General features: G+C 47.2%; 17 protein-coding genes. 14 read left to right on the forward strand and 3 right to left on the reverse strand.

Annotated features, from left to right (window positions below):
• Complete coding sequence (locus tag ACES2C_RS08460; protein ID WP_374166517.1) at nt 1-2961, reverse strand: tetratricopeptide repeat protein; 2961 nt, start codon at nt 2959-2961, stop codon at nt 1-3.
• A 232-nt stretch (nt 2962-3193) separates the two neighbouring features.
• Between ACES2C_RS08460 and ACES2C_RS08465 the strand changes: the two genes are divergently transcribed.
• From ACES2C_RS08465 to ACES2C_RS08505, 9 genes are all read left to right on the forward strand, one after another.
• Complete coding sequence (locus ACES2C_RS08465; RefSeq protein ID WP_374166518.1) at nt 3194-3445, forward strand: AtpZ/AtpI family protein; 252 nt, start codon at nt 3194-3196, stop codon at nt 3443-3445.
• A 28-nt stretch (nt 3446-3473) separates the two neighbouring features.
• Nucleotides 3474-3830, forward strand: coding sequence for a hypothetical protein (locus ACES2C_RS08470; protein WP_374166519.1), 357 nt, complete (start codon nt 3474-3476; stop codon nt 3828-3830).
• An 11-nt stretch (nt 3831-3841) separates the two neighbouring features.
• On the forward strand, nt 3842-4972 hold the full coding sequence (gene atpB, locus ACES2C_RS08475) for a F0F1 ATP synthase subunit A (RefSeq protein ID WP_374166520.1): 1131 nt from the start codon (nt 3842-3844) through the stop codon (nt 4970-4972).
• Between the two features lie 44 nt (nt 4973-5016).
• Nucleotides 5017-5232, forward strand: coding sequence for an ATP synthase F0 subunit C (gene atpE / locus ACES2C_RS08480; RefSeq protein ID WP_374166521.1), 216 nt, complete (start codon nt 5017-5019; stop codon nt 5230-5232).
• A gap of 98 nt (nt 5233-5330) precedes the next feature.
• Nucleotides 5331-5840, forward strand: coding sequence for a F0F1 ATP synthase subunit B (gene atpF / locus ACES2C_RS08485; RefSeq protein WP_374166522.1), 510 nt, complete (start codon nt 5331-5333; stop codon nt 5838-5840).
• A gap of 86 nt (nt 5841-5926) precedes the next feature.
• Complete coding sequence (gene atpH / locus ACES2C_RS08490) at nt 5927-6475, forward strand: ATP synthase F1 subunit delta (RefSeq protein ID WP_374166523.1); 549 nt, start codon at nt 5927-5929, stop codon at nt 6473-6475.
• A 65-nt stretch (nt 6476-6540) separates the two neighbouring features.
• Nucleotides 6541-8115, forward strand: coding sequence for a F0F1 ATP synthase subunit alpha (gene atpA / locus ACES2C_RS08495; RefSeq protein ID WP_374166524.1), 1575 nt, complete (start codon nt 6541-6543; stop codon nt 8113-8115).
• Between the two features lie 71 nt (nt 8116-8186).
• Nucleotides 8187-9074 (forward strand): ATP synthase F1 subunit gamma, encoded by an 888-nt coding sequence (atpG, locus tag ACES2C_RS08500; protein ID WP_374166525.1) that lies wholly within the window; start codon nt 8187-8189, stop codon nt 9072-9074.
• A gap of 445 nt (nt 9075-9519) precedes the next feature.
• On the forward strand, nt 9520-10512 hold the full coding sequence (locus ACES2C_RS08505; protein ID WP_374166526.1) for an aldo/keto reductase: 993 nt from the start codon (nt 9520-9522) through the stop codon (nt 10510-10512).
• Nucleotides 10513-10577: 65 nt separating this feature from the next.
• Here ACES2C_RS08505 and ACES2C_RS08510 read toward each other — a convergent pair whose 3' ends face one another.
• The gene (locus ACES2C_RS08510) at nt 10578-10757 is read right to left on the reverse strand and encodes a DUF6496 domain-containing protein (protein ID WP_374166527.1); all 180 of its coding nucleotides are present in this window, start codon (nt 10755-10757) and stop codon (nt 10578-10580) included.
• A 242-nt stretch (nt 10758-10999) separates the two neighbouring features.
• On the opposite strand from ACES2C_RS08510, the gene ACES2C_RS08515 reads away from it, so the two are divergent.
• A complete protein-coding gene (locus ACES2C_RS08515) occupies nt 11000-11218 on the forward strand; it encodes a hypothetical protein (protein WP_374166528.1) in 219 nt (72 codons plus the stop codon).
• Between the two features lie 82 nt (nt 11219-11300).
• The gene (locus tag ACES2C_RS08520; protein ID WP_374166529.1) at nt 11301-11993 is read left to right on the forward strand and encodes a hypothetical protein; all 693 of its coding nucleotides are present in this window, start codon (nt 11301-11303) and stop codon (nt 11991-11993) included.
• A 2-nt stretch (nt 11994-11995) separates the two neighbouring features.
• On the opposite strand, the gene gldB is transcribed toward ACES2C_RS08520, so the two are convergent.
• Nucleotides 11996-13027, reverse strand: a complete 1032-nt coding sequence (gldB, locus tag ACES2C_RS08525) for a gliding motility lipoprotein GldB (protein WP_374166530.1) — start codon at nt 13025-13027, stop codon at nt 11996-11998.
• Nucleotides 13028-13050: 23 nt separating this feature from the next.
• Between gldB and ACES2C_RS08530 the strand changes: the two genes are divergently transcribed.
• The 3 genes from ACES2C_RS08530 (at nt 13051) to ACES2C_RS08540 (ending at nt 16415) form a co-directional block, all read left to right on the forward strand.
• Nucleotides 13051-13704: a porin family protein gene (locus ACES2C_RS08530; RefSeq protein WP_374166531.1), complete on the forward strand. Its 654-nt coding sequence runs from the start codon at nt 13051-13053 to the stop codon at nt 13702-13704.
• Between the two features lie 214 nt (nt 13705-13918).
• The gene (locus ACES2C_RS08535) at nt 13919-15559 is read left to right on the forward strand and encodes an NAD+ synthase (protein ID WP_374166532.1); all 1641 of its coding nucleotides are present in this window, start codon (nt 13919-13921) and stop codon (nt 15557-15559) included.
• A 268-nt stretch (nt 15560-15827) separates the two neighbouring features.
• Nucleotides 15828-16415, forward strand: a complete 588-nt coding sequence (locus ACES2C_RS08540; RefSeq protein WP_374166533.1) for a DUF4136 domain-containing protein — start codon at nt 15828-15830, stop codon at nt 16413-16415.
• Nucleotides 16416-16490: the final 75 nt, after the last annotated feature.

Here is a 16490-nt window from a genome sequence, read left to right on the forward strand (position 1 = left end):
TTATTTGTAGTTCTTATAAAATTCTGCATACTCCTCTATCGAAGTGCGAGAATTAAACTTGTCGAGTTGTTCTTTACTCACTACAAAAGTATTATATCTTTCGGAAGCAACCTTCATAATATCTCTCATTAATGGAAGGATGCTCCGCTCATAGTTCCTTGCTGTAGTAAGAGTCTGAAACGGACCTACAAATATCAGTTGATTTTCGTTATTAACAGATTTTAATTGATGTTTTATTCCGGAGGATGCAAATTTCGAGCGGTTGAACTGCCCGATACCAAAGCGGGAGGGGCTGAGATCAAGTTCTGCTCCTGATACGTTCACTGCAAAGTAGTATTCTGCCGCTTCAGGCATTGCATATGTTTTCCCCGGTCTTGCCGCCACCGCCGCAGGCTTAGATTCTGCTAATCCTACCCCTGCAGGCTGAGCTACTGCTTCTGTTTGCTTCTGCGGTTCTTCCGCCCGCTTTGGCTGCTGCGCCACAGTTACCGGTTCTGCTTTGTCTGGCACTTGCTTCTGCGGCTCTTCAGCCGGCTTTGGCTGTTGAACCGCTATTACCGGTTCTGCTTTTTCTTCTTTACGCGGCTCCTCTTTCTTGTTGTCGCCAGACGCCGGCTTTTTAGCTTCTTCAGTCTTTTCAGGGCGCGATGCGGTCACGTTCGCGGGAGCTGGCTCTGCCTGTTTCTCCGGTTGAACAGGAAGAGGTACAGGAACCCGGGCGATAACCGGAGAGGGCTCCGGTTCCATAAAAATATTGTCAGGATTGTAATCCAGCAGAGCCGTCGGCCGTGATGCAAAGTCGTTTCGGTTCCGTCCCACATACTCCAGGTGCTGTTTTACCAGAGGGGTGATCAGCTGGTCGGTTGAGAAGCTGTCGGCTATAGCCTTTAATGCCTGCTCAAAAGGAGGCAGTTTTTGCGTATGCCCTGTGGCAAGTGCCTTGAGATACGCAAACTGAGGGGAGAGCGAATTGCTTCCTGCCACATTTTCAATTCTTGAGGCTTCGGCAATCACTTCCTGATATTTCCGGGCGAGGTAGAGGTCGTATACCTGCTTGTAGGCGTTGTTCAAAGCGGTCTGTCTTTCATCCTCATCCCGGTTATAACGTGGGTTACTTGCCACTTTTGCGTACGTAGAGGCTGGATACTCAGACAGAAGCCTGCTTTTGTATCCCTCCGATTTCGCTTTGTCAAGCTCGCCATACAGAAGGTAAAGATTATAATAGGCGGCCGGGGTGAATGTGCTCGCTGGAACCGCTCTCAGCAAGTCTTCCAGCGTTTCGATCGCTTCTTTTTTGTCTTTGAGGTCATCGCGGTAAAAACCGGCTATGTCAAAGTATGCGGCGGCTTTTCTCTCATTAGACGAGCGCAGCCCTTCTGACGTCAGAGGAACTTTGCCCGTGAACTCCCTTATCCGGTCTTCCTCCGTGAGTGGCGCAGATGAAGATTTTCCATCGGCTGCCAGCACGGGTGCTGCTCCTGCTTCGGTCACGTCGGAAGCACTCTTGCGGCCACGGCGCCAGTCGTCCGCTAAAGGTCTGTTCCCCCACCTTCTTTTGAAGTCGGAAAATCCCTGACTTACAGCCGCCGTATTGTTAAAGTAGAACTTACCGTCCTGCTGGCCTGCGCCAGGACTGTCTATACCTGCAAGGAAAGGTCCTGGGGTTGCTTCTTCCGCAGCCACACGCTTGTCTGCTTGTTGCCGTACCAGCTCACCGACACGCTGGTTTCGTTCTGACTCTCCCATTCTTGCAAGGGCCTGAAGCGTATCTTCCCGGGCAATGATCCCGTAGCGATCGGCAAGCAGATTGAGATTAGTGCTCTTCACTCTGATCTGTTCATAGGACGGATAGGACTGTGGCAGCGTGCTAAGGGTTGTATCGTAGTACGTTTTCGCTTTTTGATAGTTCCCGGTTTTGAAATAGATGTCGGCAAGTTTCAGATAGGACAAGCCTTTTGATACCGGATTCCGGCCGCCCTGCTGCCTGGTGGCGCGGTTATAACTGGCAATGGCCTCATCGGTCTGTTGCCTCTCCATGAAAAGGTCGCCTATCCGATAATAGATCTGGTCGTTAAACTCCCTGTATTTATCGCTTTTCAGCATCGAGCGTAAAGCTGCAATTCTGCCCGATTTGGCGGATGCATCTTCGCCTGTCATTCGGATCCTGTTCAGTCCGGCGTTGAATGACATCTCAAAGGAAACGTTGCTTTTTTCAACCCTGCCGTAATTGATGAATGCCTCCTGCTGCTGATTTGTTCTTTCCTGCAGCTGTGCAAGGATGTATGTCCAGCGTAATTTCTTTTTTCCTGAAGCCCCTTCGATGGCTTTCTTTAACACGTCAATGGCCTCCCGTTCTTTTCCTTCTTTTATGAGGAGCTGTGCATGGGCGGCATAAACTTCGGTAGCAGCCCTGGCTGAAGGATCGAAATATCTGAGCGCCGAGTCGAGCGTATGAGAGGCGTCCTCCATATAATTCAACTGCATCAGGGCCCGCATTTTCCAGGCCAGGGATGACAAACGGAGCTCCTTTTCCTGCGGATAATTTTTGATGACATAGGAGAAGAACTCGGCGGCATCATAATAGTTGGCCTTCAGAAAGTTTGCTTTTCCGATGACATAGTAGGCGTCATCTACGTAGCTGCTCTGTGCTTTCTCATTGGCGATGGTGGTCCCCTTCCTGATCGCAGAATCCAGATTAGCTGCTTCCGCAGAGCGGCCGCCCTCTTCCATCACCGGATCCCGGTACAGCGGGAGCACGTTGCTGAAGTCATCAAAGTAGCTTTCCTCTATATTTCTTTCGCTTTCCTCCAGGAGCAGGCGTGCATTGTAAAGTATATTGTAGCGGGCAGTCAGGTTTTGCATGCCTCTGTTTACTGCAGTCTCTTTCTGAGTCTTACATGCAACCCAAAAAAGCCCCGCTGTCAGGACTAAAATGTATCGTAAAAGACAGATGTTCTTCACATTAAAAGCGTTTAATAATAGAAAATAAGCGTCATGCAAACATACCATTTTCAGATATATGGTGCCCGCTGCTTCACTTGTACGAAAAACAGGAGGAATGTTTACGATTAATTGTAAAAAATTCTGAAATGACTGCAGCCGCAGGTGTAAAGGGGGGAATAATATTATTGGACGAGCCCGTCTTTTTTAGCCAAAGTTCTAACTTTGCCCTGTCAACTAACATGATAAATATATGCCAGAACGGGAGAGGTCTGATAAGGATCAAAAAATTGAAGAGGGAAAGAGGGTGCTCAACAGCTATGCCTACTATACGGGGCTAGGTTTCCAGATGATTGCCGTTATTGGGGTATTTGCTTTTATCGGCCATAAGATTGACGAAAGCCAGGCTTCGAAAACACCTTTGTATACTGCGTTTTTTAGTCTTGCAGGTGTGTTTGCTTCCCTTTATCTGGTCATCCGCTCGGTTAAAAAGAACAAATCGTGAACGCAGTCAGATTTACTCTTTTTTTGCATTGTACGTATCCCTGCTGGGAGCTGTTGCATTTTATCTGGAGAGAACAAAAGGAGAGGAGTGGATCATGCCCGGATACTGGCTTGTTTTCTCATTTCTGGCTGTACTTACCTGGTCGGCCTTTGTCTTTTCCTGGATTGGGATAAAAAAAGGTGGTGATTTTTCCATTTATTCAACACTTGGCGCCATGATCGTCAAACTTCTGGTGGCCATGTCCTTCGCACTGATCTATCTTACAAAAATTAATGTCGATAAAATGATCTTCGTCATTGATTTTATTTCCACATATTTCTTTTTTAGTGCCTTTGAAATGTGGGCACTGTTAACTAACTTGCGCCACCCAAATAAATCGAAATAATCACGCATTAAATGGATTTTAGCGATATTTTAAAACCAAGAAAAACAGGGATAAGTGCGGCTCTCGCTCTTTTATTTATTTTGCTTAACGTTTTCGGCTTACGAGCACAGGGGCACGACCACGACACCACTTTTACCTCCAAGGTTGAAAGTGATGCCCAGGTTCCGGGTGTTGAACATGTAGAAGGCAGTCACGGCGAAGAAAAATTTGACCCTACTGCTGTTATTATGGAGCACATTGCTGACTCTCACTATTGGCATTTATGGGGACATACATCGCTGCCTCTTCCGATCATTTTAATTACCGATAAGGGTCTTGAAACTTTTTCCTCTGCTGAGTTTCATCATGGAGAAGAAGCGTATCAGGGCAAGTATTATACTTATAAGCTGGTTGAAGATAAAGTGTTTGCTGTTGATGCCTCTGGCAATGTAGACAAAGAGGCCTCATCTCATATCTACGACTTTTCGATCACCAAGAACATTGCGGCATTATGGATTGCAGTTATTCTGCTTATCCTCATCTTTACCTCTGTTTCTTCTTCCTATAAGAAACGTGAAGGAAAGGCGCCTAAAGGTTTCCAGTCGCTAATCGAACCAGTGATCCTATTTGTACGCGACGAGATCGCAGTTCCGAACATCGGTCACAAATATGCGAGGTACATGCCTTTGCTTCTGACCCTGTTCTTCTTTATCTGGATCAACAACCTGATGGGCTTACTTCCGGTATTCCCGGGAGGTGCCAATGTTACCGGTAATATCTTCATGACCTTCTTTCTGGCGTTCGTAGTGCTGCTGGTTGTGAACTTCAGCGGGAACAAATACTACTGGAAACATATCCTGCTTCCTGATGTGCCATGGTGGTTGTATCCGATCATGATCCCTGTAGAAATTATCGGTGTGATCTCGAAGCCTTTCGCTCTGATGATTCGTTTGTATGCTAATATTTCTGCAGGCCACATCATCGTTCTGAGCTTGATCTCTTTGATCTTCATTTTCAAGTCTATCGCAATTGCTCCTGTTTCAGTAGCGTTCGTCCTGTTCATGGATGTGCTTGAGTTGCTGGTTGCATTTCTGCAGGCCTTTATTTTTACGATGCTGACAGCGCTGTTCATTGGTACGGCCGTTGAGGAACATCATCATTAATCTAATCTGAAAACATTTTTTAACTATATAAATAAATAACAGTTATGGTAGGTTCAATCGCTGCAATTGGTGCAGGTTTAGCAGTAATCGGTGCTGGTATCGGTATCGGTCAGGTTGGTGGTAAAGCAATGGAAGGTATTGCCCGTCAGCCAGAGGCTGCTTCTAAAATTCAAACCGCTATGATCATCGCAGCTGCACTTGTAGAAGGTGTTGCTCTGTTCGGTGTGGTAGTTGCTTTGTTGGGTAACAGCGCTCAGTAAGGTAGAAAGACTTCGGTCAGAACGGGCCGGAGAATTAACGATTGGTTATTTTTCCGGCCCTTCATTACAACGAAACAACACAAAAATCTGATAGAAAAATGGGAGAATTATTTGAGGGTATATTGAATCACCACCTCGGCTTTGTAGTTTGGTCAGCTTTGGCCTTCATCCTGCTTTTACTGATTCTGGCAAAATTTGCATGGAAGCCAATCTTAAATTCTATTAACGAACGCGAGCGTTCTATTGAACATGCTCTCGCTTCTGCTGAGAAGGCTAAGGAAGAGATGGCCCGTTTAACCAGTGAGAATGAGGCGCTGTTGAAGGAAGCGCGCGCTGAACGTGATCAGATTCTGAAAGAGGCAAAAGACCTTAAAGATAAAATCATTGCTGAGGCCAGAACCAGTGCTCAGGCAGAAGGCGCCAAGATGATCGAGAAAGCAAGACTGGAGATCGATAGCCAGAAAACTGCCGCTCTGAACGAAGTGAAGGGTCAGGTGGCTTCGCTGTCCCTCGAAATTGCAGAGAAAGTTTTGCGCCGTCAGTTTGAGGATCAGGCTAAGCAGGAAGCTTTGGTTGCTGATCTGCTGAAGGAAGTGAAGCTGAGTTAAGTCAAGTTTTAAGAAATACGTTATAGGTTCTAAGTCCCGTATGCCATCCCTTACAACTTACAACTTACAACTTACAACACGAGAAGATGTCTGAAATACAAGTAGCATCAAGATACGCCAAGTCGCTGATAGATTTAGCTGAAGAGCAAAATGCGCTTGAGCCTATTAAATCTGATATAGAATCATTTCTGCAGGTTGTAAAAAGCAATGCGCAGTTAGCTGCTATCCTTAGAAACCCGATCATTAATCCTGATAAGAAACTTGCCATCCTCGATAGCTTGTTCGGATCGAACTTTAATAAGGTGGTTCTTGCCTTTTTCAGGATCATGGTCAATAAGGGAAGAGCTGAAGTTCTTTATTCCACTGCTAAGGAATTCATGAACGAATATAATAAGCGCAAAGGCATCGTAAAGGCCACTGTCACGTCTGCTGCTCCTCTGAGCGCTGCCAATTTAAAGGCAATAGAAGAGGTGGTGAAGAGTGCAACCAGCAGCCAGGTAATGCTCGAAACAAAGATTGATAAAGATTTGATAGGCGGATTCGTTTTAAAGGTTGGCGACAGGCAGTTCGATGCAAGTCTTGTGAACAACCTGAATAAGCTTAAAAAAGAATTTGCACAAAAAGTTTCCGTGTAAGCAGCACGGAAGATGCGTAAAGACAGCAATTAAATAAAGTAAAAAATAAAAAACTAAATAAAACTATGGTAGAGGTAAGACCAGATGAAGTTTCGGCGATATTGCGTCAGCAATTGTCCGGCTTTAAATCAGAGGCCGAGCTTGAAGAAGTAGGTACCGTGCTACAGGTAGGCGATGGTATCGCCCGGGTATACGGCCTCACCAAAGTTCAATCAGGAGAGCTGGTTGAATTCGATAACGGACTGCAGGGTGTTGTATTGAACCTTGAAGAGGATAACGTGGGTGTGGTATTGTTAGGTCCGACAGAAGATGTAAAAGAAGGAGACACTATAAAGCGCACCAAGAGAATTGCCTCTATCCGTGTAGGAGATGGCATGCTTGGCCGTGTTGTAAATACAATTGGTCAGCCTATCGATGGTAAAGGCCCTATTGCCGGTGAAACTTACGAGATGCCTATCGAGCGTAAAGCGCCAGGGGTAATTTTCCGTCAGCCGGTAAATGAGCCATTGCAGACGGGTATCAAGGCGATTGACGCGATGATCCCGATCGGTCGTGGTCAGCGTGAGCTGGTGATTGGTGACCGTCAGACTGGTAAGACTGCCGTTTGTATTGACACCATCATTAACCAGAAAGAATTTTACGAAGCAGGCAAGCCCGTGTACTGTATTTATGTAGCTATTGGTCAGAAGAACTCTACCGTAGCGAACATTGTACGTACGCTTGAAGAGAACGGCGCTATGCCTTACTCCATTGTAGTTGCTGCTTCAGCTTCTGATCCGGCTCCTATGCAGTTCTTTGCTCCATTCGCTGGTGCTGCAATTGGTGAGTTCTTCCGTGATACCGGACGTCCTGCCCTGATCATTTATGACGACTTGTCAAAGCAGGCTGTGGCTTATCGCGAAGTGTCTTTATTACTCCGTCGTCCTCCAGGCCGCGAAGCTTATCCTGGTGACGTGTTCTATCTGCACAGCCGTCTTCTTGAGAGAGCTGCGAAGATCAACTCCTCTGACGAGATCGCCCGGCAGATGAACGACCTTCCGGAGTCAATCAAGCACCTGGTAAAAGGCGGAGGTTCCTTAACAGCGCTTCCTATCATCGAAACCCAGGCGGGTGACGTATCTGCCTATATCCCAACCAACGTAATTTCAATTACCGACGGTCAGATCTTCCTTGAATCAAACCTGTTCAACGCAGGGGTTCGTCCGGCTATCAACGTAGGTATTTCGGTATCACGTGTGGGTGGTAATGCGCAGATCAAGTCAATGAAGAAGGTAGCAGGTACATTAAAGCTCGACCAGGCTCAGTACCGTGAACTTGAAGCGTTCGCTAAGTTCGGATCTGACCTCGATGCTGCTACCCGGTCTGTACTTGATAAGGGTGCCCGTAACGTGGAAATCCTGAAGCAGGGACAGTTCTCTCCGGTGACTGTTGAAAAGCAGGTAGCTATTATTTACGCGGGTACCAAGGGCTTACTTCGCCAGGTTCCTGTAAATAAAGTAAAGCAGTTTGAGGCAGAATATACGCAACAACTGGAAGTTCGTCATCCGGAAGTGTTGCAGGCTTTGAAAGCCGGTAAATTTGATGACAGCATTACCGATGTGCTTGAAAAAGTAGCAAAGGAACTGGCAGCAAATTATTAATTGCAAGAGATAGGCAAGAGGCCGGAAGGTGAGGGATCTCCTTTGGGTCGCTTGCCTTACAACAGAATATAATGGCAAATTTAAAAGAAGTAAGAAACAGGATCACGTCGGTAAGCTCTACGCAGCAGATCACAAAGGCCATGAAGATGGTTTCGGCTGCCAAGCTTAAAAGAGCGACAAATGCTATTGTTCAGTTGCGCCCTTATGCTGAAAAGCTGAAGGATATTCTGGCTAACCTTTCTGCCAGCCTGGAAGACTCATCCTCTCCCTACATTCAGGAGCGTGAGCCGGCCAGAGTGCTGATCGTAGCGGTATCTTCTAACAGAGGGCTCGCCGGTGCTTTTAATGCCAATGTTATAAAAGCAGTAAATCAGCTGATCTCTGAAAAATACAGCGAGCAGTTTCAGAAAGGGAATGTAAGTATCGTGGCAATCGGAAAGAAAACTCAGGATTACTACGAAAAGAGGAGGTATAACGTTATTGGCAATAATAACGAAGTATATTCTGCTCTTACATTTGAAAACGTATCCAGGATCTCAGAATCGATCATGGAGGGTTTTGTAAACGGCAATTACGACCGTGTCGAGGTTGTCTACAATCACTTCAGAAACGCAGGTATTCAGTATCTTGTTACTGAGCAGCTGTTGCCACTGCCTAAAAACAACCAGTCGGCAGCTACAGATCATGCAGCAAAAGTTGACTACATTCTTGAACCTTCCCAGGAAGAGATTGTGAACGAGCTGATCCCCAAGTCGATCAAGATCCAGCTTTATAAGGCTGTGCTTGATTCGCATGCTTCAGAGCACGGTGCCCGTATGACTGCTATGGATAAGGCTACTGACAATGCAGGAGAACTGCTGAGGTCACTTCGCCTGTCGTACAATCAGGCCCGTCAGGCTGCTATTACGACTGAGCTTACAGAGATTGTGAGTGGTGCTGCGGCGCTCTCTAACGGATAAAAAAGTATTAGTAGGTAAAACAGAAGGAGGCTGTCCCCAAAAAGGATAGCCTCCTTTTTTTGCTTGGTATATAATTGATAAATTAAAGGCTTGAGAACAAGCGATTCCGGTCCTGCAATTTGCAATGGATATACACAAGATCGGCCATTAGTTCTTCTTCCAGCCCGGGGGTACAAAGACGAGAGGGAGCAAGTGTTTGCCATATTAGATGTCCCGCGGCTTTACGGCTTGAGCAGGCATTCCTCATGAGAAGCCGCTCGGGAACGCCGCTAATATTACACCCTCGTGAAGAAGCAGTGCAGCATTTCTGAAACTTAAAGCATAACATTGTGTGTTATGTTATGGCAGCTGCTTCGGCGTAAATAGCGCACCTTGCCTGAGCCGCTGGACAAGGTCAAAAGGGACTTAGTGCCATCATTAAACAGCTTAAAAATTATAAAATAGTATGGAATACAGAAAATTAGGAGATTCGGATCTGGAGCTATCGGTTATCACGTTTGGGTCATGGGCCGCGGGAGGCTGGATGTGGGGCGGTACCGAGCGAAAGGATGCCGTAGACGCAATAAAGGCATCCTACGATCTTGGCGTGACCTCCATTGATACTGCGCCCATCTACGGACAGGGCCTGAGTGAGGAAATAGTTGGTGAGGCCATCAGGGAACTTCCCCGCGACAAAGTACAGATCCTGACCAAATACGGAATGCGCTGGGATCTGCAAAAGGGAAGCCTTGCTTTCAGGAGCAAGAACAATGAAGGGCAGGACATCGATATTTACAAGTACGCCGGTAAGGACAGTATTATAAAAGAGTGCGAGGATAGTCTGAAAAGGCTTGGTACCGACTATATTGATCTTTATCAGATCCACTGGCCCGACGTGACCACGCCCATAGAAGAGAGCATGGAGGCGGTACAGCAGCTGATCGACCAGGGAAAGGTGAGATACGCCGGCGTATGTAACTATGATGCCGGGCAAATGAAGACTGCCGAAAAGGCGGTAAAGCTGGTCTCCAATCAGGTGCCTTATAGCATGGTAAATCGCGGTATCGAAGAGGTTGTCGTGCCTTATTGCCTGGCTGCTAACAAGGCGATCCTGGCATACAGTCCTCTTGAGCGCGGATTGCTTACCGGAAAGATGAAGCCCGGGCATCAGTTCTCAGAAGGCGACCACCGCGCAGCTCATAAGTTCTTTCAGGATGAAAACATCGCTTCCGTCAATGCTTTCCTTGAACAATTGAGACCGCTGGCAGAGGAGAAGAACGCTTCTCTCAGTCAGCTGGTGCTGCGCTGGACGGTAGAGAAACCAGGCATTACAATCGCTCTTGTGGGAGCGCGCAACGCCGAACAAGCTGTTCAGAATGCGCACGCAATTGATATCAGACTGTCAGCTTCCGAGCTGAGCTTTATCAGCGCAAGACTAGACGCATTGGTGATCAGCTAATCCCTTTGGCAGAGCCGGCAGCCGCCCTTGATTGATCTTCAATGAGCATCAGGGCTGTTGCCGGTTCATTTTTTGCCCTTTTTAGGAACCTTAGCGCCCTCTTCCCGTGCTTCAGAAAGACCGATTGCAATCGCCTGTTTCCGGCTCGTCACTTTCTTGCCCGTGCCGGTTTTCAGCTTGCCTTCTTTCATTTCGTGCATAACTTCTTCTACCTTTTCCTGAGATTCTTTCGAGTACTTGGCCATAATCCTTGTTTTTTTAAGATGCTTGTCTGTTGTCAGATCATTCGTTTTCTCGGCAGAGCCTTAAGGGCGTCACTACCGCAGGTTATTGAGGTTCATGTCTTCCTTAAAGACGTCTTTTAGATCGCTTTGTTTTTGTAAGAACCAGCGGCCTCTCTTAATTGTTTATCATCATCCGGCGTTTTAGAACCCGCACTTAGGGGATTGCCGGAATTTTTATAACTTAGCACCAGTAGTAATAAAAAATGGAAAACGTAAAAGAAACTTTCGAAAGAAGCAATCACAGCGACAATGCGAATAATCCGGCCCACTATACGTTAATGACGCTCGGTATTATCGTGATTATGGTAGGAGTGGTACTTCGCTTTCTTGGCGACTGGACGATGATCGACCTGGTGTCTAACCTGATCACCGTGGTTGGTATTGCTATCAGCTTAAAGTCGGTATACAACATCCTTCGTTAAGAGCTCTCCTCAAACCAGCCGGCCCAATGTTGCCCCAGGCAAACTAATTTAATCTCTTTGTCGTTAGTATAATACTATGAAGATGAAGAGATTACTTGTTTTTGCGCTGGCCCTGTTCTGTCTGCCTGCGTTTGCCCAAAAGCCGGGTGACAGGAACGTACAGAAGATAGAGAAGCTGGTGCTGAAAAAGCGACAGAAATATACTTTTCAGGGCCGTGATTCGATGGCAACTATTGTGATCGACACCCTGATCATGGCCGATCGGTCTTCCCTTTTATTTCCCGGAAAGAAGGAGCTGAAGCTTGTGCTCAATTATGCATCTATTGGCGAGGAGTGCCTCCTCAGCGGGAATGACGGAAAAAATAACGGAACCAGTCTCACGCTCTCTGCGAACTTCGCGAAGTTGAAGCACCTTGTGATTGATGTCCCCGGCTTAGATGCAAAGATGTCAAACCGGAAGTACGACAACGGGGATGGGGGAAAGGTCACGCTTAACTACCTGGCCGGAGGGATCAAACCACAGCTCAGCGATCCAAATAAAGAAGGTTATATCGAGATCAATACAAGAGCCGGCGGATACCTTACCAATGCCCAGACTGACCTCTATGCTGTTTACAGCAGATTAAACAGCGGCGTACCGGGACGCCCTCTGAGCCAGCTTCCTAACGGCCGCGTTTTCTCAGGAGGTCTTGGCCGGGATGGGAAAGCAAGCGTAAAGGAAGTAGCCAGCCTCTCCCCGGATTCCGTTCAGGATAAATCACCGAAAGAAATGTAAGGTCACTTGGGCTTATAGTGGGAACGATTCAGGATTTCCTGATAGTTCCTGTCCTCCATGAGCTGTAAGGGAGTGACTTCGGGGTTTTCCTCCATGTACCTTTTTACAATTTGCCACCCTGCATAGATGCCCAGCTTGGGTGCAGACTCGTTTCCGTTGCCTATGCCGGGCGTAAAAGGTGCTTCAGAGAGGTACTTCTGAACTTTCATATAGTCTGTTTCATACAGCAGGTTTTCCTGCAGGAAGAAGCCCCATACGTCTGCCTCATACTTCTCACACCATTTTTGCTGCGCCTCTGTGTATCCGATAATTACTGAATCGGGTACCTTCGGCATCACGGTACTCATTAAGTACATGATTTTACCATTGTAAACCATCCGGTCAAGGAAGGTCTTCAGGTAGTCGGGCTCCGGAAACATGTCCTCCCGAAGGAACGACTCCATTACTCTTGGTGTGATGTTAGCAGGTGTAAAACGCCGGGAGATATACTGGGGAATACTCTGGCGCAGTGCCGGGTAAAATTTAGAGTCAGCGCCAAGGAACATGTCCAGCCCTATCCCGATGTAGTCATTGCCCACCGGAACCTGCACGGCAAAGCCCGAGAAGAACGAAATAACACGCGGAACCGGCTGTTTAGGGAAATAATACCTGACGTGCTTAAAGGCGTCGGTCAGCTCCTGCTCCTGCGGTGACAAATCCTTAAACTTTTCATTCACAGCCGCCTGCAGAGCCTTGTAGTCGGGATTGCTGAGGATCGCCCTTAGGTTTTGATAATACGCCGTGTCGGTTGCCGCACCTGCACTTAACATCCCGCTCATGTAATCCTGATAGAACATCCCATACTTCCTGGCAAGCTGCGGCGCATTCCGGCTCACATTGGAAGAATTCAGGCTTCCCATGTCGCGGTCAAAGCGCTCAATTTTAATCTGCAGGTCAATATTGCTTACATCTACGCTCTTCTTATTCTTGCAACAGGTAAATAACAGGGCAATAAAAAAAAACGAGTAGATTTGAAAACTTCTTTTGAATATCATGTTTTATTAACTGAAGCTAAAGTATGAAAAAACAACTCTTTATCCTTACGGTAGCGCTGTTGCCTCTTTTTTCAAAAGCACAGTCGACCGTTGATAACTTCCAACTTGGTTTTACAACATCGCCAAATATCGCATGGTTTTCGGTAGATGACAACAGAAATGGCGTGTCAAATGACGGCGTCAGAACCGGCTTCTCCTATGGCGTTCTGGCTGACCTCGGCTTTGCCAGGAATTATTACTTCTCTACCGGATTTACCCTGACTTCTGTCAATGGAAAGACCTCTCGTACGGAGGGTGGCAATACGTACTATAGCGACGTATATAAGATTCGCTACATTGATGTGCCGCTGACTCTTAAGCTGAAGAGCAATCCCAATCAGATGGGCAGATTCTATGGGCAGTTCGGACTGGGCATGGGAGTGAAGACGAGTGCCAAAGGTACTTCTTCTTCTAAGTTGCTTGGCGAAACACCAGTAGAGACGGATAACGCACGTATTGACGACGTGAATACGTTCAGGCTGAGTCTCGTTGCCGGAGCCGGTGCCGAATGGGCAGTTAAGGACAATTTAAGTATTCTTACCGGCCTGACCTATAATAATGGCTTTACAAAGGTGGTTTCGGGCAATCCGGGAATGAAAAACTCATACCTGGCGCTAACGCTGGGCGTGTTTTTTTAGCAGGGTCTGTAACAGTGCGGCAAGGTGCAGGAGCGAGGTTTTCGCCTCCTCGTTACCAGGACTGAAGTCTTCCGCTATAGCCGCTTTATCCCGGAGAGGATGAAGGCTGTCCGGTCAGCTCTTATCCCTCCAGATAAGCCCTGCTCACCGAAACTTACCGGCCGTACCAGACATTTTTTTATTTAAACTTTGAAATATATAACAGGCAATTACAATGAAGATAGCGCTGGGTCAGTTAAACTACCACATTGGTAATTTCGATTCAAATACAGAGAAGATCATAGAGACGATAGAAAAGGCAAAATCGCAAGGGGCAGACCTGGTCGTTTTTGCTGAGCTTGCCGTCTGCGGATATCCGCCCCGCGACTTTCTCGAGTTCACCGAATTTGTTGAACTCTGCGAGAATTCAGTGGCCAGGATTGCGGAGGCTTGCCAGGGCATTGCCTGCATCGTGGGTACTCCCACCAGGAATCCGCGCATTGAAGGAAAAGATCTCTTCAATTCTGCTTGTTTCATTGAGAACGGCAAGGTTAAAGCGACGGTCAATAAGGCTCTCCTGCCCACTTATGATGTCTTTGACGAGTACCGGTACTTTGAGCCGTCGCCCGAGTTTAGCTGTGTGGAGTTTATGGGACAAAAGATCGCCCTCACTATTTGCGAGGATCTTTGGAATATTAACGATAATCCGCTGTATATCACCGCTCCAATGGATCGGCTTATTGCTGAAAGCCCCGATCTGATGATCAACATTGCAGCTTCTCCATTTGCCTATAATCATGACGATAACCGCTTTAAGATATTGAGCGATAACAGCAGGAAGTATCATCTTCCCTTGTTGTACGTAAACCAGGTTGGTGCGCAGACCGAGATCATTTTTGACGGGGGCTCCTTTGTCTTCAACGAAAACGGCGAGATGCTTGATCAGCTGAAGTATTTTGAAGAAGATCTACGGGTATATGAATTTAACGGGGGGCGCATCCTCGGGCATCAGCCCGTCCCATACAGCCCCTGGCCCGATATTGAACAGATCCATCAGGGTCTGCTGCTTGGTATCAAAGACTACTTCGGTAAGTCCGGATTCAGCAAGGCAGTACTTGGGCTTTCCGGAGGAATAGACTCTGCTGTCGTTTGCGCGCTTGCAGCAGAAGCACTCGGCCCTGAAAACGTAACCGCGGTACTCATGCCCTCCAGGTTCTCCACTGATCATTCCATTAAAGATGCAATGGATCTGGTAGAAAATCTCGGCTGTAACCACTATGTAGTGCCGATCAAGGAAGCTGCAGACGCCTTTGAGCATATGCTTGAACCTGCGTTTAAAGGATTGCCGTTCAATGTCACAGAAGAAAATATCCAGGCGCGCTGCCGTGCTATAATTGTGATGGCCTTCTCAAACAAGTTCGGATACATCCTGCTCAATACCTCAAACAAGAGCGAGTGTGCTGTTGGATATGGCACATTATACGGCGACATGGCAGGAGCCATCTCGGTGCTGGGGGATGTTTATAAGACCCAGGTGTACCAGCTTGCCAATCATATCAACAGGGAGCGCCAGATCATTCCGCAGAATAGTATTGTTAAACCGCCTTCCGCTGAATTAAGACCTGGACAAAAAGACAGTGACTCCTTGCCAGATTATGACGTTCTTGACAGTCTTCTATATCAGTACGTAGAGCTCAAGAAGAGCTCGCGCGATATTATCGCTCAGGGCTTCGATGAAGAACTGGTGCGAAAAGTAATTAAGATGGTTAATAAGGCCGAGTTTAAGCGGTACCAGACACCTCCGATATTGCGTGTTTCGCCCAAAGCATTCGGCATGGGCCGTCGTATGCCTATTGTTGGCAAGTATCTCTCCTAAAATTCCTGCAGGAAGCTCCGGGCCTTATATGTGCTTGAGGCCGGGCTTCCTGCCTTTATACGCTTTCTGCATTGTTTTCCCGGTGTCATCCGCATGTAACAAACTCGTAGTGAGGTAGTAAGCGGCATGTTTTGTGCGTTTAGACTGGTACACACGCACAGATAAAAATTCCAGACGCTGATCTTCCGGTCTCCCCACCGACTGCAGGTCGCCCTTCTGGTGTTTTTTCCACAGTGCTTTTGTTGTGAAGAAAGGAAAGTAGAAAAAGATGAAAAAGCTGCTGTTATTATTATTAGTCACAAGTACCATATTGTCGGCCTGTTCTTCCTATAACTATTACGCAGTAGGCAGTAAGAAGGCTGATATTTCGAAATACCATACCTATGCATGGGTGCCCGGCAACGAGCTGAAGGCGGACGGGTATTATGAAAACAGCGTTGCTGAGGAGAGGATCATCGAGTCGGCCAACCAGGTGTTAAGCAACCGCGGAATGCAGTTGGATACCAAAAAACCCGATTTGCTGATCCGGTACACGGCGATGGTGAAGGACAAGACGCGTGCGATCAGCGCACCGGTTTATTACCAGTCCCCTTCTTATCTTGTTCCCCGCATGGCGTACTACCGGGGGTACCGGGTATTTTATTACTCGTACACCCGTCCGTTTCCCGTATATGTAGGAAATGACGAGAGGGAAGTCGCTTTTGAAGAAGGAAATATCGTGATTGACCTCATCGACCGGAACACATCCAGGGTAATATGGAGAGGCGTAGCGAAAGGCGAGGTTAATAACCCCGAGAAGGCTGTGAATGATCTTCCAAAGGTAATAGAAAAGATTTTTGGAAAGCTTCCGGCTTAAAGATCTGGTTTAGTAATGTTTAGTGAGTTAGGTTGGCCGCTCCGGAGAGATCCGGGGCGGTTTTTTTGTTAAGGG

This window comes from Arcticibacter sp. MXS-1 (genome assembly GCF_041902385.1).
In the GTDB taxonomy this organism is placed as follows: Bacteria; Bacteroidota; Bacteroidia; order Sphingobacteriales; family Sphingobacteriaceae; genus Arcticibacter.

What these genes read in the sequence shown, in the direction of transcription:
- ACES2C_RS08465 (WP_374166518.1), top strand. Translation starts at nt 3,194, where the DNA reads ATGCCAGAACGGGAGAGGTCTGATAAGGATCAAAAAATTGAAGAGGGA.
- atpB (WP_374166520.1), top strand. Translation starts at nt 3,842, where the DNA reads ATGGATTTTAGCGATATTTTAAAACCAAGAAAAACAGGGATAAGTGCG.
- atpE (WP_374166521.1), top strand. Translation starts at nt 5,017, where the DNA reads ATGGTAGGTTCAATCGCTGCAATTGGTGCAGGTTTAGCAGTAATCGGT.
- atpF (WP_374166522.1), top strand. Translation starts at nt 5,331, where the DNA reads ATGGGAGAATTATTTGAGGGTATATTGAATCACCACCTCGGCTTTGTA.
- atpH (WP_374166523.1), top strand. Translation starts at nt 5,927, where the DNA reads ATGTCTGAAATACAAGTAGCATCAAGATACGCCAAGTCGCTGATAGAT.
- atpA (WP_374166524.1), top strand. Translation starts at nt 6,541, where the DNA reads ATGGTAGAGGTAAGACCAGATGAAGTTTCGGCGATATTGCGTCAGCAA.
- atpG (WP_374166525.1), top strand. Translation starts at nt 8,187, where the DNA reads ATGGCAAATTTAAAAGAAGTAAGAAACAGGATCACGTCGGTAAGCTCT.
- ACES2C_RS08505 (WP_374166526.1), top strand. Translation starts at nt 9,520, where the DNA reads ATGGAATACAGAAAATTAGGAGATTCGGATCTGGAGCTATCGGTTATC.
- ACES2C_RS08510 (WP_374166527.1), bottom strand. Translation starts at nt 10,757, where the DNA reads ATGGCCAAGTACTCGAAAGAATCTCAGGAAAAGGTAGAAGAAGTTATG.
- ACES2C_RS08515 (WP_374166528.1), top strand. Translation starts at nt 11,000, where the DNA reads ATGGAAAACGTAAAAGAAACTTTCGAAAGAAGCAATCACAGCGACAAT.
- ACES2C_RS08520 (WP_374166529.1), top strand. Translation starts at nt 11,301, where the DNA reads ATGAAGAGATTACTTGTTTTTGCGCTGGCCCTGTTCTGTCTGCCTGCG.
- gldB (WP_374166530.1), bottom strand. Translation starts at nt 13,027, where the DNA reads ATGATATTCAAAAGAAGTTTTCAAATCTACTCGTTTTTTTTTATTGCC.
- ACES2C_RS08530 (WP_374166531.1), top strand. Translation starts at nt 13,051, where the DNA reads ATGAAAAAACAACTCTTTATCCTTACGGTAGCGCTGTTGCCTCTTTTT.
- ACES2C_RS08535 (WP_374166532.1), top strand. Translation starts at nt 13,919, where the DNA reads ATGAAGATAGCGCTGGGTCAGTTAAACTACCACATTGGTAATTTCGAT.
- ACES2C_RS08540 (WP_374166533.1), top strand. Translation starts at nt 15,828, where the DNA reads ATGAAAAAGCTGCTGTTATTATTATTAGTCACAAGTACCATATTGTCG.